The 22,223-nt window shown below is 55.0% G+C and carries 20 protein-coding genes and 1 pseudogene; 9 read left to right on the forward strand and 12 right to left on the reverse strand.

Going from position 1 to position 22,223, the window contains the following annotated elements:
- Window positions 1-3 precede the first annotated feature (3 nt).
- From ACP0GE_RS00915 to ACP0GE_RS00930, 4 genes are read right to left on the reverse strand one after another with little or no spacing between them, the layout of a single operon-like run.
- On the reverse strand, window positions 4-315 hold the full coding sequence (locus ACP0GE_RS00915; protein ID WP_424830130.1) for a non-heme iron oxygenase ferredoxin subunit: 312 nt from the start codon (window positions 313-315) through the stop codon (window positions 4-6).
- Window positions 296-1,309, reverse strand: a complete 1,014-nt coding sequence (locus ACP0GE_RS00920; protein ID WP_424830131.1) for a fatty acid desaturase — start codon at window positions 1,307-1,309, stop codon at window positions 296-298. Before ACP0GE_RS00920 ends, ACP0GE_RS00915 begins: the two co-directional genes overlap by 20 nt.
- 28 nt (window positions 1,310-1,337) lie before the next feature.
- Window positions 1,338-2,960 (reverse strand): 5-guanidino-2-oxopentanoate decarboxylase, encoded by a 1,623-nt coding sequence (locus tag ACP0GE_RS00925; protein ID WP_424830132.1) that lies wholly within the window; start codon window positions 2,958-2,960, stop codon window positions 1,338-1,340.
- A gap of 3 nt (window positions 2,961-2,963) precedes the next feature.
- Window positions 2,964-3,935: a C-terminal binding protein gene (locus ACP0GE_RS00930; RefSeq protein ID WP_424830133.1), complete on the reverse strand. Its 972-nt coding sequence runs from the start codon at window positions 3,933-3,935 to the stop codon at window positions 2,964-2,966.
- Between the two features lie 142 nt (window positions 3,936-4,077).
- Between ACP0GE_RS00930 and ACP0GE_RS00935 the strand changes: the two genes are divergently transcribed.
- Entirely contained in the window at window positions 4,078-4,971 is an 894-nt protein-coding gene (locus tag ACP0GE_RS00935; RefSeq protein ID WP_424830134.1) for a LysR substrate-binding domain-containing protein, read from the forward strand.
- Window positions 4,972-4,980: 9 nt separating this feature from the next.
- On the opposite strand, the gene ACP0GE_RS00940 is transcribed toward ACP0GE_RS00935, so the two are convergent.
- From ACP0GE_RS00940 to ACP0GE_RS00950, 3 genes are all read right to left on the reverse strand, one after another.
- Complete coding sequence (locus ACP0GE_RS00940) at window positions 4,981-5,871, reverse strand: 2-hydroxy-3-oxopropionate reductase (protein WP_424830135.1); 891 nt, start codon at window positions 5,869-5,871, stop codon at window positions 4,981-4,983.
- Window positions 5,872-5,881: 10 nt separating this feature from the next.
- The gene (locus tag ACP0GE_RS00945) at window positions 5,882-6,898 is read right to left on the reverse strand and encodes a D-2-hydroxyacid dehydrogenase (RefSeq protein WP_424830136.1); all 1,017 of its coding nucleotides are present in this window, start codon (window positions 6,896-6,898) and stop codon (window positions 5,882-5,884) included.
- 82 nt (window positions 6,899-6,980) lie between these two features.
- Complete coding sequence (locus ACP0GE_RS00950; protein ID WP_424830137.1) at window positions 6,981-8,366, reverse strand: Rieske 2Fe-2S domain-containing protein; 1,386 nt, start codon at window positions 8,364-8,366, stop codon at window positions 6,981-6,983.
- Here ACP0GE_RS00950 and ACP0GE_RS00955 point away from each other — a divergent pair, their 5' ends adjacent.
- The 6 genes from ACP0GE_RS00955 (at window position 8,367) to ehuA (ending at window position 14,102) form a co-directional block, all read left to right on the forward strand.
- Window positions 8,367-9,071, forward strand: coding sequence for an Lrp/AsnC family transcriptional regulator (locus ACP0GE_RS00955; RefSeq protein ID WP_424830138.1), 705 nt, complete (start codon window positions 8,367-8,369; stop codon window positions 9,069-9,071).
- A gap of 299 nt (window positions 9,072-9,370) precedes the next feature.
- On the forward strand, window positions 9,371-10,834 hold the full coding sequence (gene betB / locus ACP0GE_RS00960; RefSeq protein ID WP_424830661.1) for a betaine-aldehyde dehydrogenase: 1,464 nt from the start codon (window positions 9,371-9,373) through the stop codon (window positions 10,832-10,834).
- Between the two features lie 170 nt (window positions 10,835-11,004).
- Window positions 11,005-11,844, forward strand: a complete 840-nt coding sequence (locus ACP0GE_RS00965) for a transporter substrate-binding domain-containing protein (protein WP_424830139.1) — start codon at window positions 11,005-11,007, stop codon at window positions 11,842-11,844.
- A gap of 105 nt (window positions 11,845-11,949) precedes the next feature.
- Window positions 11,950-12,615 carry an ectoine/hydroxyectoine ABC transporter permease subunit EhuC gene (gene ehuC / locus ACP0GE_RS00970; RefSeq protein ID WP_424830140.1) on the forward strand — a complete coding sequence of 222 codons (666 nt, stop codon included), beginning with the start codon at window positions 11,950-11,952 and terminating at the stop codon, window positions 12,613-12,615.
- 3 nt (window positions 12,616-12,618) lie between these two features.
- On the forward strand, window positions 12,619-13,287 hold the full coding sequence (ehuD, locus tag ACP0GE_RS00975) for an ectoine/hydroxyectoine ABC transporter permease subunit EhuD (protein ID WP_424830141.1): 669 nt from the start codon (window positions 12,619-12,621) through the stop codon (window positions 13,285-13,287).
- Window positions 13,284-14,102, forward strand: coding sequence for an ectoine/hydroxyectoine ABC transporter ATP-binding protein EhuA (ehuA, locus tag ACP0GE_RS00980; RefSeq protein ID WP_424830142.1), 819 nt, complete (start codon window positions 13,284-13,286; stop codon window positions 14,100-14,102). Before ehuD ends, ehuA begins: the two co-directional genes overlap by 4 nt.
- Window positions 14,103-14,535: 433 nt before the next feature.
- On the opposite strand, the gene ACP0GE_RS00985 is transcribed toward ehuA, so the two are convergent.
- From ACP0GE_RS00985 to ACP0GE_RS01000, 4 genes are all read right to left on the reverse strand, one after another.
- Window positions 14,536-15,783 carry an RNA polymerase sigma factor gene (locus tag ACP0GE_RS00985; RefSeq protein WP_424830143.1) on the reverse strand — a complete coding sequence of 416 codons (1,248 nt, stop codon included), beginning with the start codon at window positions 15,781-15,783 and terminating at the stop codon, window positions 14,536-14,538.
- Between the two features lie 6 nt (window positions 15,784-15,789).
- Complete coding sequence (locus ACP0GE_RS00990) at window positions 15,790-16,272, reverse strand: YciI family protein (RefSeq protein ID WP_424830144.1); 483 nt, start codon at window positions 16,270-16,272, stop codon at window positions 15,790-15,792.
- Window positions 16,273-16,730: 458 nt separating this feature from the next.
- Complete coding sequence (locus ACP0GE_RS00995) at window positions 16,731-17,738, reverse strand: DUF1254 domain-containing protein (protein ID WP_424830145.1); 1,008 nt, start codon at window positions 17,736-17,738, stop codon at window positions 16,731-16,733.
- 37 nt (window positions 17,739-17,775) lie between these two features.
- Window positions 17,776-19,284 carry a DUF1254 domain-containing protein gene (locus ACP0GE_RS01000; RefSeq protein ID WP_424830146.1) on the reverse strand — a complete coding sequence of 503 codons (1,509 nt, stop codon included), beginning with the start codon at window positions 19,282-19,284 and terminating at the stop codon, window positions 17,776-17,778.
- Window positions 19,285-19,487: 203 nt separating this feature from the next.
- Here ACP0GE_RS01000 and ACP0GE_RS01005 point away from each other — a divergent pair, with 203 nt between their 5' ends.
- Both ACP0GE_RS01005 and ACP0GE_RS01010 read left to right on the forward strand, forming a co-directional pair.
- Window positions 19,488-20,093, forward strand: coding sequence for a Crp/Fnr family transcriptional regulator (locus tag ACP0GE_RS01005; RefSeq protein WP_424830147.1), 606 nt, complete (start codon window positions 19,488-19,490; stop codon window positions 20,091-20,093).
- Between the two features lie 441 nt (window positions 20,094-20,534).
- On the forward strand, window positions 20,535-20,906 hold the full coding sequence (locus ACP0GE_RS01010) for a hypothetical protein (protein WP_424830148.1): 372 nt from the start codon (window positions 20,535-20,537) through the stop codon (window positions 20,904-20,906).
- Window positions 20,907-21,052: 146 nt separating this feature from the next.
- On the opposite strand, the pseudogene ACP0GE_RS01015 reads toward ACP0GE_RS01010, so the two are convergent.
- Window positions 21,053-21,976, reverse strand: a pseudogene (locus ACP0GE_RS01015) (hypothetical protein); the annotation flags it as partial.
- Window positions 21,977-22,223 lie beyond the last annotated feature (247 nt).

The following is a 22,223-nucleotide window of genomic DNA, read 5'->3' on the forward strand; positions in this document are numbered from 1 at the left end:
GACTTAAACCTTCACAAAGACGCGCCCGTTTTCGACGCGGGTTTCATAGGCGCATAAGTCGGTAATGGCCGGGGCGCTCAGCGCTTTGCCTGTACGGACACAGAACCGACCCTGATGCAGCGGGCATTCGATTACGCCGTCCATCACCAGACCATCACCCAGCGACTCGTCCTCATGCGTACACATCCCGTCCGTGGCAAAGAACCCTTCTGGCGTGTTGTAGATGGCCAGATGCTTCCCGCCCAGATCCATGGTGATCAGGTCTTCGTCATCGATGTCGTCGGTGGCACAGGCGTCAAGCCATTGCTCTGTCATTGTCGTCTCCTGCTTGGTCGTCTGAGAATGCCTGGCGGATTTTGGTGGAACGGTCATTGCGCCCGAGTGAGCGGCGTATCGTGATTTTCAGAACCTCCCAATGAGTGCTCAGAAATCCAGCGTCCGGCTCAGGCAACTGGTCGGTGAGTGCCTCGCTCAGCTCTGGCAGCGCATGGAAGGGTACGGTTGGATAGAGGTGATGCTCGATATGGTTGTTCATGTTGAAATACAGGAACTGAAAGAACCAATTGGTGCGGAACGAGCGGGTCGATTGCACGATATTGGGCTGGTTTTCGGCCATTTCCACATGCTGCATCAGGATGAAGGCGTTCATGATCGGACCGCCCAGAACGCGCGGGATCACGATCAGCCACAGCGGCCAGAGCCAGCCAAACCAGATGCTGATCGCAGCGAGACCCAGATAGATGGCGACGCAAATCTGGGTGTTGCGCTGCATCCGGGGCAGTTCGCTTTCCGGTGTGACGCGCTTGACGTCGTCCGAGAAGATGCCCAGCGAATGCAGCACGAACATCTTCGTCTGATGCCAGTAGAGGCCGAGGCCCAGAATTTCCTCGACCCAGCCCAGAAACGTCAATGGGATCGGGGCATAGGGCATCTGGTTATCTTCGCCCTCGATCCAGGTGTGTGTGTGATGGCTGGCGTGCGAGTAACGACGGTGCAGTGGTTCCTCATAGTAGAGCAACGAGGTGAACCAGAAGACGGTCTCATTCAGCCAGCGGGTGCGAAAGGCGGTGCCATGGGCGCATTCATGGGATAGGGCATAGGCTGAAACGGCAAAGAACCCGGAATAGACCAGCAGAGTTGGCACCATCCACCAGGTGCCGACGGACAGTATCACCAAAGTCCCGGTGACAGCCAAAAGCCCAAGCCAGCAGCCCAGATAGATCAGTCCGGGCCGATCGCTGCGCCGCATCAGGGCTTTGACCGCCTTTTTGTCGAGATGAATGTTGGATGTCTTTGCGTTGGTAATCATCGGCGGCCTCCAACTGAGGCCCGGCTGCTTATTGCAGCCAGGCGTCTTTCTCGTCGATTTCGATGATGGTCGGGCCATCTGCCTGAAGGGCAAACTCCAGCGCCTCGCGCAGTTCATCAGCGCTTTGCGGGCGGCGGCCATTGGCCCCGAAGGCTTCGGCGATCTTCTTGAATTCCGGGTTGTAGATCGTGCAGCCGATGGTGGGCAGACCTTTGCTATCCATATATTCCCGGATTTCCTGATAGCCGTCATTCGACCAGACGATAATCGGCATCGAAAGTTTTTGTTCAACCGCTGCGGCCAGTTCCTCACAAGTCATCTGGAAGGAACCATCCCCGGTGATACAGGCCACCGGTTTGTCACCCGCGCCAACCTTCATGCCGATGGCAACCGGTACGCCAAAGCCCATTGCGGCATAACCGTTGGGAAAGTGGAACAGGTTCGGGTGTTTCATCGGGTAGTGATAGAGCCCGGTATAGCAGACCTGAGACGCATCGGCGCTGATGATCGTGTCTTCGGGCAGAACATCATGGATGATCTCAAGCGCCTTTTTGTGCTTGGGGGATTCTTTGCACAGATCGCCGCTGAATTTGGTCCTGGTCTCGGCCACCAGATCGGCCGCTGGCTGGTCATGCTGCGGGCCATTGTGGTTTTCCAGCGCCTTCAGAATGGCCGACACTGCCAGCTTTGAATCGCTCAATAAGGCAGCAGCGGGTTTGGAGTAGTGCATGATCTGACCGGGATCGATATCGATCCTGATTAACTGGCCATTGATCGGGTAATCTTCGGTGAAATACCGATCAGGTTCGGCAAACTCGGTGCCGATGGCCAGCACTGTGTCTGCGTCACGTAGCAGGTCGCGCACCGGATCAAAAGCTTGCGTGAAACCCATGCACAGCGGATGATCTTCCGGGATCACGCCCTTGCCTGCGCAGGAGTTGATGACGGGTGCATCCAGCCGCTCGGCCAGTTCCAGAACCTCTTTTGATGCCGGGATCGCACCGCCGCCGACCACGATCATGGTCGATTTGCTGTCAGAAAGCATTCCGGCGATGCGGTCCACTTCATTCGGATCGGGGCCGGGTTTGGGGGCAGGGGGCCAAGCCTCGATGTCAAAATTGGCCGGGCCGGCTAGAACGTCCTGTGGGATCTGAATACAGACTGGGCGCGGGCGCTGACCTGAGAAAACGGCGAATGCACGGGCCAGAACCTCGGGCAGGTTGCGCGCGTCCAGCAGGGTGTGGGTAAAGGCCGTCACCTGATCCAGAATGTCCGACTGAGAACGCAGCTCGTGCATACGACCCCCATTCATTCCCAGCTCATGCACATTGTTCATGGTGGTGAAGATCAGCATTGGGATTGAGTTGGAGTAGGCCTCGCCAATTGCGGTGGTCCCGTTAGTCACACCCGCGCCGGTGACCAGAAAACAGACGCCGGGCTTGCCGGTTGCGGCAGCGTATCCATAGGCCCCGTAGGCCGAGCCCTGCTCATGCCGGGGCGTAACCTGCCGGATGCCCATCTTATCAAAATTCCGATAGAACTCGACAGTGTGATAGCCGGGGATGCCGAATGCGGTGTCGATGCCATAGGCTTTGAGCAGGTGCAGCAGGCCTTCGCCGCAGGTCATGGCGGATGTGTCGATATCTTTCATGGATTATTTCGTCCCTTCGACGACAAAATGGTCGGGGCGACCGGTGTTTGCATAGGTGATTACGTTCTTGATCGCGCGCGAGCGGCCCTCTTCATCGGCCTCGACCGAGTAGTAGGCAGCATGTGGCGAAACCACAGTGCGGGGGTGGTGTAGCAGCGGGTCGTTCGGATCTGGTGGTTCAACCTCGAACACATCGAGCCCAGCACCGCCGATCTGACCGCTGTCGAGCGCTGCCAGCAGGGCCGAGGGATCAATCAGCGCACCACGTGAGGCGTTGACGATGAAACTGCCGCGCTGCATCCGGCCCAGCAGATCGGTGTTGACGATATGTTTGGTCTCTGCCGTTAACGGTGAGTGCAGCGAAACCACATTGGCCTGTTCAAACAGCGCCTCTTTACTATCTACTCGCTCGATCCAGTCTGGAAACGCCTCGGCGGGCATGTACGGGTCGTAGGCGATAACTTTGCCAAAGCTCGGCGCGGCACTGCGTGCGGCCTGCTGACCGATGCGGCCGCAACCTAGCAGGCCAAAGGTCATGTCGTGGGTGCGGTGCAGAACGCCTGGCTCTTCATAATCCCAGCGTTTTTCACGCACCGACCGATCATAGAAAGGCAGGTGCCGGACCAACGAAAGCGCCATCGCGGCGGCGTGAACGCCGACCTCGGACACCCAGGCATCGGGGATATGTGCAATCCAGACGCCATGACGCTTGGCGGCCTCGGTATCGATTGCGTCCACACCGACCAGCGGAACGCTAACAACCTTCAGATCGGGCAGGGCGGAAAACACCGCCTCGCCAATCGGCGCATAAAGCGACACGATTGCGTCGGCACCAGAGCTTTTAACAAAGTCGATGACCTCTTGTTCTGTGGTACAATGCGGGTCAGCTACGACCATCTCGAACCCGGCATCTTTGATAAGCGCGGTTTCCAGTTCAAGGTCGGGTTGTACGAAATCGGTAAAGGCGATCTTCACACCTGGGTCTCCTTACTGAGCCTTGGGTAACCCGGCGCAGCCCTGACTGCCCGGTGACTCGATAAAGGGGTTTTGAACTCATCTTTTCAAACGACTAATTCCAGGCCATGATACGACGAAATGGAATGGCAAAGTTGAGGCTATGAGCAAGCGATCTGACAATCGGCAAGCCGTGACGCCGCCGCTGCATTGGCTGAGAGCTTTCTCGGCCTCGGCGCGGCATCTTAGTTTCACTGACGCGGCACAGGAACTGCTGATCACCCAATCTGCGGTCAGCAAACAGGTTCGACTTCTGGAACAGGCGTTGGGACAGCAGTTGTTCATCCGTCGCCACCGGGGTCTGACCCTAAGCGAGGCCGGTCGCAATTATCTGCCTATTGTAGAGCGGGCCTTCAACACGCTGGAGCAGGGGACGCGATCGTTTCTGGGATACTCCACAGGCCGTAATCTTCACCTGAAAGTGAACTACTCTTTTGCGTCTCTTTGGCTGATGGAATGTCTGGACACGTTCATGGACACGTATCCGGACGTACAACTCACCGTCTCGACCGCGCTGTGGGAGCAGGATTTTCAAGGTACTAGCGCGGATATCGAAATCCACTATGGCCGGGAAGAGGCTTTTCGCGATGAGGCCATTCGATTGCGGCAGGAGACGTTGACGCCGGTTTGCGCGCCTGAGGTTGCGCAGCGGTTGAACGACCCTCGCGATTTGATGAACGAACGCATCCTCGATCTGACGGGAATCAATGAAACCTGGAATTTCTGGCTGGCCCGATCAGGGATCAAAGGGCTTGCCCTTGAGAACCGGCATTTCTTCAGTACCTATGTTTTGTCGCTGACAATGGCGCAAGCGGGTAAGGGCGTGTCGATGGGACACACAACCCTGATCGAGAACGCGATGGCACGTGGCGATTTGGTGGCACCGTTCGATATTCAGGTGCCGGGACGAGACGGGTATTTCCTGATCCACAACACGAGCAGCACCGCAAACCCTTATGCGGCGCTGTTTGCCGATTGGCTTCAGGCGCGGTTTTGAAACAGGCCGCTACCCTTCCGCAACAGGATGATTGGCCATCCGTTCCAGCGCTTTGACCATGCCGGAGTGATCGTCCTGCGCGCCGCCATTTGCCGCGCAGGAATTGAAAAGCTCCTGCGCTGTCGCGGTGTTGGGCAGCGAGACGCCAAGCGCGCGCGCCGAGGACAGCGCCAGATTGAGGTCTTTCTGGTGCAACTCGATACGGAACCCGGGGGCCATCGTGCGGTTGATCATGCGCTCGCCATGGACTTCGAGGATTTTCGAAGACGCAAAGCCCCCCATCAGGGCCTCGCGTACCGTGGCCGGATCGCAACCTGCTTTGGACGCAAAGACCAGCGCTTCCGCCACGGCCTCGATATTCAAAGCAACAATGATCTGATTGGCGATCTTGCAGGTCTGGCCCGCTCCGTTGTGCTCGCCAATCAAAGTGATGTTCTTGCCCATCAGTTCGAACAGTGGCCTGGCGCGATCAAAGGCCGACTGGGGGCCACCGCACATGATGGTCAGGCTGGCCGCCTTGGCACCCACTTCGCCGCCCGACACAGGAGCGTCGATGTATTGACCACCCTTTTCGTTCACAGCCTTCGCCAGCGTCTCGGTCGCGATCGGGCTGATCGAGGACATGTCGATGATCAAAGACCCCTCATGCACATTGACCAGCACACCGTTTTCGCCTGAGATGACACGTTCGACATCCGGGGTGTCCGGGACCATGATGATTACAGTGTCACAGTGCGCGGCTACCTCTGCCGGGTTGCCGACCACCTGAACCGATTTGCCTTCAAGCACCTCGGGCAGACCCGAACGATTAAGGCATGTGAAAACATTGTGCCCCGCATCTGCCAGATGCCCGGCCATCGGCGCGCCCATGACGCCCAGTCCGATAAATCCGATATTCATGCCGTGCTCCTCAATATCCGAGCTTGGGGTCGATAGGGTTCAGTAGGGGTTTGTCTGCCAGGAACAGCTCCATGTTCTGAAAGAACAGACCCAGTGTCAGCGGGATGTACGCATCGCCGTCATCCGCTGACACATGAGGCGTGATGATCATGTTTTTGGTGTTCCAAAGCCGTGACTCTGCCGCGATTGGTTCGGGGTCAAACACGTCCAGAATGGCCCCGCCCAGACTGCCTTCGTCCAGCTTGTCGCAGAGCGCGTCGTAGTCCATCACCGCCTCGCGCCCGATATTGATGATGCCAGCCGTGGGCTTCATCAGATCCAGCCGCCGCCGGTCCATCAATCCGCGCGTATCGGGTGTATCAGGTGTGGCGATCAGCAGATAGTCAGCCAGCGGAAGAACCGCGTCCAACTGGGCGGTTGGCACACAACGGTCACACCCTTCCACATCGCGGCCCGAGCGGTTCACGCCGATGACGTTGACGCCCAGAGGCTTGATCATCTTTGCGCCAGACCCGCCCAAAGATCCTGTGCCCAGCACAACAACCGTTTTCCCGGCAATCGGCGAGCAATAGAGCGATTCATAATGTGCCTTGCGCTGGTTGGTCACGATGGCGGGCATATGGGAATGCAGCATCAGGATCGCCATCAAGCCGAACTCACCCGCCTTGGCAGCGTGAACGCCCTTGTTGTTGGTCAATGTGACACCTTCGGGCAGCCAGTCCATCGGCAGCATGTGCTCGACCCCGGCCCCGATGCAGTGAATCCATTTTAGATTGGGTGCGACCCGCGCCAGATTTTCAGTGGGCATGTTCCAGGTAAGCAGAACCTCGGCATCCGCCATCGAGCTTTTCCAGTTGTCCGTATCCCAATCGATGAACGGATCAAGCTTGCCGACCACATCGGGGTGCTGTGCCTCAGCTGTGTCAAAGCGTTCGCGGGTGATGGTGAACACCTCTTCGCCCTCAGGCGTGTTCGGGAACGACCCTTCGGCCCAACGGTTGTTTTTGACGTGAACTTTCACTGTCATGGTGAATCCCTTACTCGGAGTTAATCAAAAAACCTCCGCGAGCCGAATGAACCGGGCGGCACGCGGAGGAAGTACAGGGAGTTCACCCGATACCGTTGGTTTCCATTTCCTTCAGTTTTTCGATGATCGCCGGGTCACGGTTTTCGTCGCACCAGTCTTCATGTTCGAACTGCATGTCCATCACAGCCTCGCCAATCTTCAGCAGATAGGCGCTGTCGTCTTCGCCTTCGATCGGGGGCAGATGAAGCACCGTGTCCTGACCGTATGTGCGCACCGAATGGTTGTCATGCCGCAGCGGCTGAGGCGGCTCGATCCCATCATTTTCCAGATCGCGGATCGCCTTGCGCACGCGGCGGCGGTAGAGCGAAATGCCTCGATCCGTTGGCATCAGGTTCTCGCCTTTGTGTGTCGAGATTGGCCCCATCCCCTCGACAGCTTCCGAGTCGGCAGGGTAGCGCTGTTTCTCTTCCGGTGTCCGATCCAGCACTTCACCTTGTTCGATCATCTCATGACCTTCCTTGGTGTTGTACTCATGCGGGTCCCAGCGGTCGCCGAAATTGGCCCAAGCGTACACGATGGTGTTTTCGTCATCCACCGGCACCACCCACCGCGTGAAACACGACCGTCCGAAATAGCGCTGTTCGGTCCCGTCGGCGGCATAGGCCGACCCCGCCTGTGTGAAGTTCGGCAGGATCAACTCGTTCAGCCGGACCCAAGCGTTTTCGCCGATGCGCCGTGTGGACGTGCCGAGGAAGTGGTTTTCATTGCGTTCATAGAATTTCAGCTCACCCGAGGCCATCATTCCTTCGGAAAATTGCGGGTGGCTGTTCTGGCTATGCAGGAAGGTTGTATGTGTCGGGTCCATGATCGCGTCCTGCACCTGAATCCAGTTGCAGGTGTAGGGAGCTTTGTAAGGGGCACTCGTCATGCCCTCATGCTCGAACGCGTCATAGATCGGGAAGTCGGGCTGCTTGTCGGGAGGGCCCATATATGCAAAGACAAGGCCGCGATATTCGATGACCGGGTAAGCTCCTAACCGGGTGCGTTCCTTGACCATCTCAACTGCGCGGGCAGTCTGATCCTCGGCCGGAGCTTCCAGAATTTCGCCATCCGGTGCGAAGAGCCACCCGTGATAGCAACAGCGAATACCCCGATCTTCGCACTTGCCGTATTCCAGTGAGGCCCGCCGGTGGGGGCAGTACTTATGCACCAGTCCAATCTGCTGTTTGTCCTCGCCATAGCGGAACAGAACCAGCTCCTCACCAAGGATGGTGATTGCTTTGGGCAGATCGCCCAGATCTTCGGTGATATGAACAGGATGCCAGAACCGCCGTAGGTATTCGCCGGCCGGCGTGCCAGGACCAATGCGTGCAATTTCTTCGTCGATTTCAGCGGCGTTGGATTGGTTGTATCCTTGAAAATTCCCTGCAAAAACTTTGATCTGCGGTTTTTCTGCTTCGGATGACATATGTGGCTTCCTTCTGGTCAGTCAGGCGCTGGAATTCATCGGACTGCAGTTCTGCGAGTCAGCGTAATTCGAACTTTGTTGGCGAAATACGCTGCGTCAATGATAAATTTGCATTTCAGATTTACGAATAACGTAGTAAAATTCGATTTCATCATTTTCTGGGAGAGCTTTATGGTGAAGGAAAGCAAAAAAAAACCACCGTCGGAGCAACCTGCGGGTGCCAACATTCGGCAAAGGGATTCCGCGTCACTGAATGACCGATTAAATCAGGAAATTATCCAGAAACTTCAAAAGGATGGTCGAACGCCGTTTGCGGAAATTGCCCAAAGCCTCAATGTATCCGAAGGCACAATCCGCAACCGCGTAGGCGCGATGAAAGCTGGTGGTAGCTTGCGCATTGTCGCCGTGACGGATTCGGGTGTGTCCGAATACCGGACCGAAGCCATGGTGGGTATCCGTATCGCAGCCGGGCATCGGCCAGAAGATGTTGCTGCACGTCTGTCTGCTTTGGAGGAAATCGTTTATGTTGTGTGGGTAAGCGGCAACTACGATCTGCTTATCGAGATTGTGGCAGATGACCGACAAGCCTTTCTCAACATGTTATCCGAACATGTCTATTGCTGGGACGATATCGGCTCGGCAGATGTGATGACGGGTCTAAAGAACTTCAAAAACCAATTCCTTCTGAAAAGCAACTGGGGTTGACGGATTAAAGCATGAAATGCGGGCACATCATTGTTGCGCATGCTGTTGTGCGGAATTCGTAATTATGTAGCCGATCACTGACAAAATTTTTACTCCAACAGTAAAAGTGTTGCGTAAAACGAAATATCGAACCTATCATGATTAGGGAGAACGCTCGAATCGGACGCGCCACGCGGTCAAATGTCCTCATGCCAAAAGGAACGGACATGGACTTAGAAGCCAAGTCGACCCCATTGGGGACTACCGCCAGAGCAGGCGACCACGGTCGCGTGCCCGGTGCCTCTCTGAAGGCATATGAAATGCAGGCGCAACCGCAAGCGTCGCATTTTGTTGACGGTGTCTACATGGAAGATCCCGCAGGCGCTCCTATTGAGTGTATCTACCCGGCAACCGGTGAACGGATCGCCTTGCTGCATTCCGCGACACCCGAGATTATCGAGCGCGCGGTTCACAGCGCCAAGCGTGCTCAGTCGGAATGGGAGAAGACACTTCCCGCCGAACGTGGTCGCATTCTGCGCCGGGCCGCTGATATCATGCGCGAACGGAACCACGAATTATCAGTGCTCGAGACGCTGGACACAGGAAAGCCTTATCAGGAAACAAGTGTCGCTGACGCCTTATCCGGTGCCGAAGCATTCGAGTTCTACGGTGGGCTTGCCAGTACCAATTCTGGTGAGTGCATCCCGTATGGTGACTCTTTCATCTACACAAAGCGCGTTGCACTGGGTGTCTGCCTGGGCATCGGTGCCTGGAACTATCCGACACAGATCGCCTGCTACAAAGGAGCTGCGGCGCTGGCTTGCGGCAATTCAGTGATCTTCAAACCTTCTGAAGTCACTCCGCTGTGCGCCCTTAAAGTCGCCGAAATCCTTGTCGAGGCAGGGCTTCCCAAAGGGCTTTATAATGTCGTTCAGGGGTACGGAGATGTCGGCGCCGCTCTGGTCTCTCATCCGGATGTCGAAAAGGTTTCGCTGACCGGTTCGGTGCCGACCGGGTCCAAAGTTATGGCTGCGGCCGGGGCGGGGATCAAACACGTCACGATGGAGTTGGGCGGCAAGTCACCGCTGATCATATTCGATGACGCCGATCTGGATGCGGCTGTAAGCGGCGCGATTTTGGGCAACTTTTATTCGGCTGGCCAGATTTGTTCTAACGGTACACGAGTTTTTGTTCATAGGTCTATCCGGCCCGAGTTCGAACGCAAGCTAGTGGACAGGACGCGCCGGATTCGAATGGGGGACCCGCTGGAGCCGGGCACCCAGATGGGATCGCTGATCTCGGTCGGACATATGCAGAAAGTGTTGGGGCATATCAATGTGGGGCAAGCCGAAGGCGCCCGTCTGTTGTGTGGCGGGGATCGGGCCAAAGTATCCGGTTTTGAGGATGGGTGTTTCGTTGAGCCTACGATCTTCTCAGATGTCACAGACGATATGAGCATTGCCCGTCAGGAAATCTTCGGGCCGGTTCTGTCGATCCTGGAGTTTTCGGACGAAGACGAAGTGATCCGCCGTGCCAATGACACTGAGTTCGGGCTGGCGGCGGGGGTATTCACGCGCGATTTGACGCGTGCACACCGGGTGATCGATCGTTTGCAGGCCGGGACATGCTGGATCAACACCTATAACGCCATGCCGGTTGAAATGCCATTTGGCGGTTTTAAGCAATCCGGCGTGGGCAAAGAGAATTCCCGCGCAGCACTGGATCACTATAGCCAAATCAAATCCGTTTACGTCGAAATGGGAGGAGTTGAAGCACCCTATTGAAATCATCTGACGTCGCCGGAGACAGGAATTCTTGCGCCGATTTCTCGGTAAAATCCGTCAACCGGCTCAGCCTGAAAAAGACGCGGAAAACCGCGCGTCGGGTGGGCAAACGTATCTGGGGACGGATCGTTTTGTCTGACCAGTCTTTCCAACAGTAAGGAGAACCAAACATGAAATCGAAGTTTCTGGGAACTGTCTTTTCCGCCACTCTCGCTCTGACCGCCGGCAGCGCTTTGGCTGGCCCGCTGGAAGATCGCATTGCAGCAGGTGAGCCGATCCGTTTGGGCTTTGCCGCCGCCGCACCCTGGGCGCATCCAGGTGAGAATGGCGAGCCGCTGGGTTTCGTTAACGTGATCACGCTCGATGTGCTAGAAAAAATGGGCCACACCAATATCGAACCGGTTGTCACCGATTGGGCCGGTCTGATCCCCAGCTTGATGGCTGGCCGGGTCGATGTAATCACCGGTGGGATGTATATTCTGGGCGAGCGTTGCGCCAATATCGACTTCTCCGAGCCAATTGGCCAGTTCGGTGTGGCCTTCATTGTTCCGGAGGGCAATCCACAAGGTCTGGATACCTATGACGCGATCCGTGATGCCGGAGTTACAGTGGCCGCAGTCGCGGGCTACGCCAATGTGGCGCAGGCACAGGAAGCTGGTATTGCGGATGATAAGATCATGCAGCTTCCAGGCATCACCGAGGTGCTTGCCGCTGTCAAATCCGGACGCGCTGCTGCAGGCGCCATCACGTCGTTGGAAGCGCTCGACCTGTCCAAGAAGAATGAGGGCATCGATGCAACAGACCAGAATGCACTGCCCAAAGAGTTCTTCAATTGGGTCGGTATCGGCTTCCACCCTGAGGATGACGAATTCCGCGCGGCCTTCAACGCGGCTCTGCAGGATGGGTATCTTGGCAGCGACGCGATGATGCAAGGCGTGGAAGAGTTTGACTACGCGGCCTTCAATCTTCCGGATGACACGTCCGCGGAATGGGCCTGCGCCAACCGCTGAAGCCCTTTGAAGCACGACACATATCACAACACTTCAGCGCTCTGCGGAGCAGGGCGCTGGACTTTGTACTTCATGTCCTCTGATCAGTAACGAAGGGAGCGGGGCTTGCCCTATCTTGAATTCCTCGAGACCTATGGTGGACGGCTGCTGGAAGGATCGCTGATCACACTGATACAGTTTGTGTTGGCGACAATTGTTTCAGTCATTGTAGCCGTATCATTTGGCCTGATGCGCTTGTCTCAAAACACGACAGTCAAAAGTGTTGCAACGGTCTACATCGAGATTTTCCGCGGGACCTCTCTGCTGGTTCAATTGTTCTGGATTTTCTTCGTTCTGCCTTTGTTCGGTATCACGCTGGACAAATTCACGGCGGGTTTCCTTGCCGTTGGAATGAATATGGGTGCCTATGGGGCTGAACTGGTTCGCGGGGCAATTCTGGCCGTTCCAAAGGGGCAATGGGAAGCGGCCAAAGCCATCAACATGACGCCATCTCAAAGGATGCGGCGCATCATTCTGCCGCAAGCCTTCGTCATTATGTTGCCGCCCTGGGGCAACCTCGTCATCGAGATATTGAAAGGGACGGCTCTGGTGGCGCTGATTTCGGTCATGGACCTGATGTTCGAGGTGCGTCAGATCAACATCTCGACCTTCCTGTCGGTACAGAGTTTCGGCACAGCTTTGGTTATCTACTACGTCTTCGCACGGTTCCTTATTACGCCTTTCATGCGATATTTCGAACGCGCGATGGCCCGCAAAATCGGGAGGGCCTGATCGATGGAATGGCGCTGGGACTGGACCTGGGAATTGCTGCCGCGTTTTATCGATGCGACAGGGAAAACCCTGTTGGCGGCAGGTGGCGGATATGCAATTGCAGTTGTATTGGGGCTTGTGCTCGTGCTGGCACAGCGCACGCCCTATCGCATACTCACGCTTTGCGTGCGAGAGTTTGTCGAGTTCATCCGCTCGACCCCGCTGCTTCTGCAGGTGTTCTTTGTTTTCTATGTGGGCCCGCAATTCGGTATCAACCTGTCGCCTTGGACATCCGGCCTGATCGCAATTGGTCTTCACTATGCCGCCTACCTGTCCGAGGTGTATCGCGGTGGCATTGAAAGCGTGCCCAACGGCCAATGGGAAGCCGCGACGGCAATCAACATGCCGGTCATGCAGACCTATCGCCGTATCATCATCCCTCAGGCCTTGCCGCCTGCGATCTCGGGAATGGGCAACTACCTTGTGGGCATCTTCAAAGATACGCCCATGTTGTCAGTGATCGGTGTGGCTGAACTGATGCACACCGCCAATGCGGTGGGCGCAGAAAGCTATCGCTACCTTGAACCTTATACGATGGTTGGCGTGATCTTCCTCGCGATTTCGCTGCCAACCGCGTTTTTGATCGCACAGTTTGAAAGATGGGTGCGCCGTAAGATGGGAATGACCAAATGACCGAAGACATGAGCCAATACCCGTTGCGTTTGGAAGGCGACAACATCCCGATGGTCCGGTTTCAGAATGTGCGCAAGAGCTATGGCAGCCTGGTAGTGCTGGATGATCTGAACCTGGATATCGATGCCGGAGAGATGGTCACAATCATCGGGCCCTCGGGATCGGGCAAGACGACCGTTCTGCGGATGCTTATGACCCTTGAGACGATCAACGGAGGCGTCATCTATGTAGATGGGGAACCGCTGACGCATATGGAGAAAAACGGCGTTCTTGTACCCGCCAACCCCGCGCATATTCGGCGCATCCGAAGCAAGATCGGGATGTGTTTCCAGCACTTTAATCTGTTTCCACATATGACGGCGCTGCAAAACTGTATGGAAGGTCCGGTCCAGGTATTGGGTCTGCCGAAGAAAGAGGCGGAAGAGCGGTCAATGGAGTTGCTTCAGATGGTGGGTATGGATGAAAAACGGGATCAGCATCCTTCTCGTCTGTCCGGTGGTCAGCAGCAGCGCGTCGCCATCGCGCGCGCTTTGGCAATGCGTCCAAAGGTTATGCTGTTCGACGAAGTGACCTCGGCCCTCGACCCCGAAGTGATTGGCGAGGTGACCAACGTAATCCGTAAACTGGTGGATGCCCACAACCTGACGATGCTCATGGTGACGCACCAGATGGGGTTTGCAAAGGACATCTCGGACCGGGTGTGCTTCTTCTTCAACGGAGCCATCGAAGAACAGGCGGCACCCAAGGATCTATTCGAAAACCCACAACGGGAACGCACACAGCAGTTCCTCAACGCTGTTCTGGAATCTAATTAAGCGGACGGGGTCTGTCGCAGACTTCCTGGATTGCAGCATTGGCGGGATTGGTGGTGCTGGTTACCCCGCCTGTTGGAAAAACTGCCGATACGGAGAGAGGCCGGGCGTGCTTTGACCTTTCCGAACCATGGCGACCAGTTCGGTGCAAGTCTTTTGCAGCCGTTAAACCATTGACTTTTGCGACATTAGCAACTGTCGGCGCACGGAGTTATCCAGCAGAAGGTTGATCCGTGATTTCTTTCAAAGATGTGCAGTATCCAATAGAAGTGGTCCTATTCGCTATTTTCCAAACTTAATCCATTCCAGACTTGTCCGAATTTGGTGAGTTCAAAATTGCCTGAATAATGCTCGTGCGGCGAACGGCTGCTTTGAAGGGCCGCACGGCAGCATTGAGTATTTGTGGTGAAAGTCTGAATTGGGCCGGACCCGGAAACTACTCAACAAAGACACAAGCAGCCTTGCGAGCCTTGAGGAAAGTAACTTCTTCAGGGGCCTCGGTAAGAGCGATGGCACGGTCATAGGCTCTTTTCGCCTCCTCCAACCGGCCTTGCCGTGCCAGAAGATCCGCGCGGCAGGCATGATAAGGTTGATAGGCCTGCAGGTGCTGACTTGCGCCGGTTGCTTCCAATTGCTTTAACGCGGTCGACGCGTCTGTTGCATAGGATTGTGCGACTGCACAATTGACTAATATCACTGGATTGGGCTGTCGCTTCCACAACAGATCATAGAGCGCCACGATCTGCGTCCAGTCGGTGCTGGTGAAATCGGGCGCCTCCGCGTGCAGCGCACTGATTGCAGCCTGTAGTGCGTAAACTCCGGGCGGACCGGCTTTGAGAACCTGTTCCACTAAAGCTTTGCCCTGATGGATTTTGCCTCGGTCCCAGCGAGCACGCGCTTGTTGCTCAAGCGGTATGAAGGCGCCATCGGGCCCTTTGCGCGTTAGGCGGCGGGCGTCTGTCAGTAGCATTAAGGCAAGTAACCCCTTGGCTTCGAGATGATCCGGCAGACAAGTGGTTAGTATGCGGCCTAGGCGAATGGCTTCTTCAGCCAGATCGGTGCGCATGAGCTGATCCGAACTCCCGCGATGGCCCTCATTGAAGATGAGGTAGAGTACCTTAAGAACGCCATCTACGCGGTCTGGCAAATCTTCTGGATCTGGCAAGCAAAACCGAATACCCGCTGCTGCGATCTTCTTCTTGGCACGGGTCAGCCGAATTCCCATGGTTTCTTTCTTATCAAGGAAGGCCGCTGCGATTTCGGCGGTTGTCAGCCCTCCGATCGAGCGCAAGGTCAAGGCAACACGCGACTTTTCGTCGAGCGCCGGATGGCAGCAGGTGAAAATGAGCTCCAGCCTTTTGTCTGGCAAGGTCTGGAGTTCTTCAGCCTCGGATGCGTGCTGCCAATGCCAAAGTGCAACTGCGCCGGCCTTGTCCGCCTTTGTCCGAGCACGGCGCAGCCGATCAATTGCTTTGCGCCGCGCTGTTGTGATCAACCACGCGTCAGGCGCATCAGGCAGCCCTTTAGTTGGCCAAGCCTGCAGGGCCGCGACGACGGCATCCTGCAGGCAGTCCTCAGCCAGAGCCAGATCTCCACCGAAGTCAGTCAGCACCGCGACCAGCCGACCCCAGTCCTCGCGGATCAGGCGGGTGATTTGGGCGTCTGCCAGGCTCTGCGACGGCATCACGGATCAGTCGTAGACCGCAATCGGGCGTATCTCAATCCTGCCATAACTGGCAGTCGGGATCTCGGCAGCGCATTTCAATGCTTCATCCAGGTCAGCAAACTCGAGCAGATAGTACCCGCCCAGTTGCTCTTTGGTCTCCGCAAATGGTCCATCCACCGTCTCTGCTTTCCCGTCTCGGATTGAAAGTGTTGTCGCTGTTGCGACGGGCTGCAACCCCTCACCAGAGATCAGTTTACCTTCGTCCTTCATTTTCTGAGTGAAGCCCATATAGGCCCCGATAAAAGGTCCAAACTCATCCGTACCGGGCTGCGGTCCAGAACCCTCCTGGCTGTAGATCAAGAGCATGAATTGCATGTTGGTCATCCTTTCTTGGCAATCGAAAGCAGCAATCGCTTTCTGACCACTAGACGCTCGAAGCCAGACGAGTTTTACAACTCGGACAAACTTTTCCCAAAAAATTTTTGCAATCAACGCAGCGAAAAACATCTTCGCTTAAACCTGGACGGCTTAATCAGCACCGTTTCATAGCACCGAAATAGGCCGAAGTGACCCACCAATGAGAAACCTCTCGTTTATCAAGTAGACCGGGATAGTCCGGTTCAACCATCGCACTTGGAACATTTTCAGCGTTTGATGTGTGCGACGCAGCTTTCCCTTCTGTTCTTGGAACCATCAAAATGCGTGACTGGAGATTTTTGCGCTTGCAGCGAAAGCCGGAAAGCGGCTCGCGGTCGCGGCGTTACTGATCGACGATGAAAGTCTCCTATGCGCCGGAATAACCCGACGCTGTCCCCGGCATGTGCTACACGCCGGGTCGCATCCGATGTTCGGCGTGAGCCTAAGCTCAGGGTTTCTGCATTTTCTAAGGAAGGCTCATATTTTTCCAAATCCCGAAACACCGGCACCGCAAGCTTCGAGAGTTCATCCGCAGATCAAATGTCGCCTCAGTTTTCAAGAGGCTTGGGATTGATGGGGCGAAAATCACCATCCAGTACTGCTTGGCTGACGCCATAGTTTCGCACGCTGTAATTGAACGGTTCACCACCAGAGGACAAGGAATTGATCGCGTTGTCTCCGCAGTTGAAGCGCACGGTGATGGTCCCATCCGCATTTGGTTCCCACATATTCGAGTTGATATGCGTGTTCCCGGCCATCAGATAACCCGCTTCATCATAGAGCGTGAAGGACGTGAAGAACTTGTTCTTGGGATCGTCAAAAGTGATGCCAAGGCACTCATCACCGGGCAATGGGGGCGAGCTGGAATACGCGTTAGAAACACCAAGTTCTGGTGGATACCCGCCCCAGCCTGCGGCATGTGAAATGTCCAGCAGATGCTGGTCGGCTGCGCCGGGTGCTTTGGCATAGGTGTAGTCAACGCCGGCCTTCAAGAACTCTTCTTTGTAGGCGACACGCAGCGCTTCGAGCTGCTTCTGATCATAGTCTGCCGAAACATAGGGGCTGCTTTCAACATAGTCCGAAACAGCGATCATATCCTGTACGACATGAAGGTGATCCAACGTAGCCGCGTCGGTGCGGTCCTTGAGCTCTGTTCGAAACATGACAAAGGCAAAGTCCGTCGAAACTGTAAGTTGGTGTTCACCCGGCTCAACAATGAAATAAGGCGAAAATCCGTCTTCATCAATGATCTGCACCGAGACATAAAGGTCGGAGTCCGGAATGGTGACAGTGAATTCGTGGTCGTCCGAAACATCAACAATTTGAATGGAATACAACGTATCCCAGTTCATGCGCACTGTGGGGGCTTCGGCCCCGACTGGTGACACTTCTCGCAGGTGCAGGATCTCTTTGTCTGCACCTCTGCGCGCCCAATTGGCAAAATTCCAGGCGGTTTCGGCTTGAGCAAAATTATCAGCCGTGACGGCGATCGTTTCCGCCTGCGCCAGCGACGCAGACGCCAAGAATGTTGCAGTCAGAAGGAGCGGGGATTTCATTTTCAAAACTCCTGATATTTTGTTGCTTCTCGAATGATCATTTGACCAGCTCGATCTCACCGGGGCGCCAGGTGCCATCAAACCAGGGCTCAAGCGGGCCATAGAGACGCAGGATGGTCGACCAAGATTTGCCCGGCATGGTCTGAATCCAGTTGCCTTCTTGGCCCTTCGGCGCTTGGGGGCTAAACCAGACTGTATAGCTGCCATCGTCATTGGCTTCGAGGGTCGGCAATGTGCTGTCGACACCGGCCAGTTTCTGATCTGTTTCCAGCAAGGATCGCGTCTGGGTGCTATAGACCACGAATGACCAATAGTTGTTCACCGGCACGTTCGCTGGAACGGTGATTGAATAAGTTTGGCTACCATCGAGATAGCGACCATCGCTGTCACGGTTGATCATCGCATATTGCGACCCGACGCCGACATTCTTGGCCACCATCGCGGGGGTGATGCCGGTGGCGTAGTAGTGAAACAGCGTGCGGGCATCGACAAGCTTTACGTCGCCCGCCTGGAATTCGTGATCACCGCCAACAAAGGGGGTCTTCCAATAGCCGCTTTCATACAGGAAGGGGGCTCTGGTACGGGGTGCATAGATCAGCGAACGCGCAGCTGCGGTTCCTATGGCGAGTGCCTCGGTTAGAGTTTGGGCCAAACGTTCGTCAGGCTCAAACGGTTGCCCCTTGCGAATGCCCAGGGTGAACAGATCGCCCAACAACTCCGCAGGCAAGGCACCTTCGGGTTCTGCATCGACAACAGCTTTCATTTCTTCGAAAAACGAAAAGTCGTTGGCGTGGATGGTATTGAGCTGCATATCCGTCATATCGACAAACCCGGTTTCCGGCGGATTGTCACGCTCGGACCAAGGGTAAATGCGCAAGTTCTCTTTGACACGGTTGGCTTCAGGTGCCGGCCCATCTGCGCCGGGGAAGGCCCGAAGCGCGAGCCAGTTCATGTAGCTTGGCGTCTTCAGGATGTAGTATCCGTCCTCGGGCAGGTCGCCATCGTAGTCATTGGGCACGATCAGGTACTTCCCGCCTTTGCCCTTGTCCGGCCCCGCGTTTCCCACATCGCCCACATAGCGCATGTAGACATCGTCAATCAGCCCCAGAATGCCTGATGGCAGTTCCAGAACCACTGGACCATTCGACAGATCAGTGCATCCCATCACATAAATTGTTGTGGTGTTGGGCGTCAGCAGTAAGGAACGGGCGTTGTAGAGATCCTGAAAAATCCCGAAACTTCCCACAACAGCTCCGGATTCAGCGAGTCCGCGGCACATCGCATAGGTGGACGCTGCGGGCATCCCGTCTGTAAAGGCTGTAATCCCCCGCGCAAGGTTGAGCGCGTCGTAGGCAACGGCGGCTGTTTCCGGGGTCGGGAGACCGTCAAAATATTCCAATGTTCCCAGACGTGTTTCAAAGCTGTCGGGCACAATGATGCTATCAGGCACATCCGCCGCGTATTCAGGAACGTCTTGCGCCAAAGCTAGCGTCGCACTGAAAATCGCAGCAACCGAACTGGTGAGTTTTAGCAAGGGTTCAAACATGGTTTTAGTGCTCCCCAACAAAATATTCCGCCATACAACAGCGGCAAGGATCATCAAATTGGGGGTATGATACCAATGGCTACCGACCTAAACTGCACGTCAACGGGCATTTGAGGGCAATTATGGATCGGGACGAAGCGGTTCACTTTTTGCGGCAAAACGGCTGGCTTTCGCGTTTGCCGGAAACTGTACAGCAGGACTGGTTGGACGGCGCGCGGTTTCATCAGATTTCCAAAGGGGAGCGTATCTTTGAAGTCGAGGATGATCCGCGTTTTATGGTTGGTCTCGCAAGCGGCTCAGTCGGTGCATATCTGAGCTATCATCACGACGAAACCCGATTAGTTTTGCTATACGAAGAGGGAAATTGGTTTGGCGACGCCGCTGTCATCACCGGTGAGCCGCATCGAGGTACAGGTGTTGCGCGAACCGATTGCGCAATACTCGTGGTGCCAGCAACCCACGTAGAAAAGGTAAACGAGCGCCATCCGGACGTTTGGCGTTACATTTCCATGAACGTGCTTTTCCAAATCGACAGTTATCTGACCCTAACTGAGGCCGCGCTCAACCGGGACCCCGTGGGCCGCGTGATCACTATGTTGATCAGCCTCAAAAAACTGAACCCAAGGCACAGTGTTTTCAATCTGTCCAATGAAGAAGTCGGGCAAATGACTGGGCTGACACGAAACACAGCAAACAAATGCCTTCGCACGTTGGAAACCGCCGGAGCGATTGAACGAAGCTATGCACGCATTCGTGTCTCAGACTTGCAGTCTTTGGAACAACATCTTAGGCAGAATAGCACAAAATGATCGCCAGCTTAGGCAGACATACGCTGTAAACTGAATTGCGGTGTGGCAAAGCTTCTTTGGGTTTAAGTTGAATTTTTCAATGCTGCTTTTTGCGAACGCTGAAACGAAATTCACACTTTGCCTGCGATGTGTAAGTTCGGCCTGACCTCGATCTTGCGCTCGCAGCGAATGTCCGATCTGACGGGCCGCGGCGCAGCGATGACTACTATCAAGTCAACGGCAGCTTTGGGCCGTTTTCAGTTGTTCTCAGATACCCAAGGCCTTATCGGAATGATGGAGGAGAACCTCAATTAGGTATACGTAGTGCGCAGTTTCCTTTGCCGAAAGATGGATGCGCAAGAGTTAATGCACGTTAAGCAAATTTAACTTTGGCTTTTTCCAACCATAACGCGACTTCATCTATAACATTTGCCGAGTTCTTAAAGCTAATGGAGTGCGGCAATGTTTGACTTTAGTGACGTCACCTTCGACGTGGAAAGTTCATATGTGGTTGAAGCAGGATCACAGGATTATGCGATTAACACCAATGATTTGGGTTTGAACTTGGATTCTGATGATTTGGATCTTGAATTTGAAGAGTGGACAGACTCGTTGGATCATCCAACAAATTCGGAATGGGCGTCTGGTTTTCTAAGTGAGTCTGAAGACCTGCAAAGGCTTCGCGATATGCAAGGGTTGATTGAGAATGGCGCACTTAGCCTCACGGCTGAAGAACTGAACCACCATAATCAACTGTTGCGGGTGCTTATGCATACTTACGGGAATACAGTAGTTGACTTGACGCGAGCGATTGCATTCAGCCAATCACGCTAGTTTTATTGACGGGCCGCGCTGCAGCATTGTGAAGGTTTACCAACAGGAGGAATAGGCCGTCCCCCATCAAAATGCTGAGCGCTGTTCTCAGCAGGTTTCAGCCGAAACACTTCACCGATGCTTGTAGTGCGAATGCCAGTCTCTTGTCACGTTCTACGGAGAACAACAACGAGGTGCCAAACTTCGCATGCGTACTTGCTTGTCGCAGCCTCATAGAGCCGCGCGAGACGGCTGTAAAACTCGATCATAAGCCGATCCAGCAGTTCAGAGTTGTCGCAGTTGGGACCGAACAACTGCGTTCTCAAAGTGGAGTCAGCAAAGGCCCGGGTGTATCCAACACATTTCTTGGCGTAGGTGTCCGGATCGTCGATATGCTCCTTGAAGATGTCTTCAGCTTTGATCGGGGCACGTTCCACACTGATCCGGCAGATTTCGAATGCATCCTTTAGCTTGGCATTTTCTTCAAGAGCATATTGGGCCTCTGCCTTCATCATAAACCAAAGCGAGAACAAAAACGAATTGAGGTTTTCAGAGCTTATGAGGCCGTCGTCTGTCATTGCCTGTACCACAACTTGAATCGCGCAATAAGTGCCACGTCCCGATGCAGCGATGCCGTTGATCTCGGATGGATCAGGAATAGAGCCAAGTGTTCCGACAACAAGATATCCTCCGGCGCGTAGTTCCTGCGCGCGCTGAAGCAGGAAACGGGTCCAGTCCTTTTGCGCGATCCGCTCGACAATTTGTCGGGCATCGCCGTGAAGATCTGCGAACCAGACGGTCCCTGGCGAGTTCAGTTGAATGCTCTGGCTCAGCCAATGGCTTGCAAAAATACATGTCCCGATCGACGCCGAAGCCGGAGATGTCACCTGATCGTAAAAAGATCCGATTGCTGCCTCGGTACGGATGTTCTTGGAGATATGTGAATAGCTGGCTGGGCCTTTGACCAATTCAAATATAGTGTTCCAATCATTGCCTACCTGATCGGAATGGCCAACGACAATGGGCTGATCGCCGAACTTCTCCAAACTCGCCTCGATGGCTGGTTTGACCATCTCGATAGAGTTGACACCTGGCCCGCACCCGTAGCCACGATCTCGAACTCGGTCTCAGGCTCATCCATTGAGGAAACCAAATTGCGAACAAGTGGGCTCAACAGACGAACCAATTGCAATTGGGCAGAGGAGTTTTCGTTGTAATCGACCATGCCCTCGGTCTCTTTTTCCGAACGAACTTGTTGATCCGTCATGTGCTGGCCCTCAATTCGAAATCGGCTATCAAATGACAGAACAATACGGGTCCAGACGCGGGCTGTCAGGT

This window comes from Ruegeria sp. (genome assembly GCF_965243365.1).
GTDB lineage: Bacteria > Pseudomonadota > Alphaproteobacteria > Rhodobacterales > Rhodobacteraceae > Ruegeria.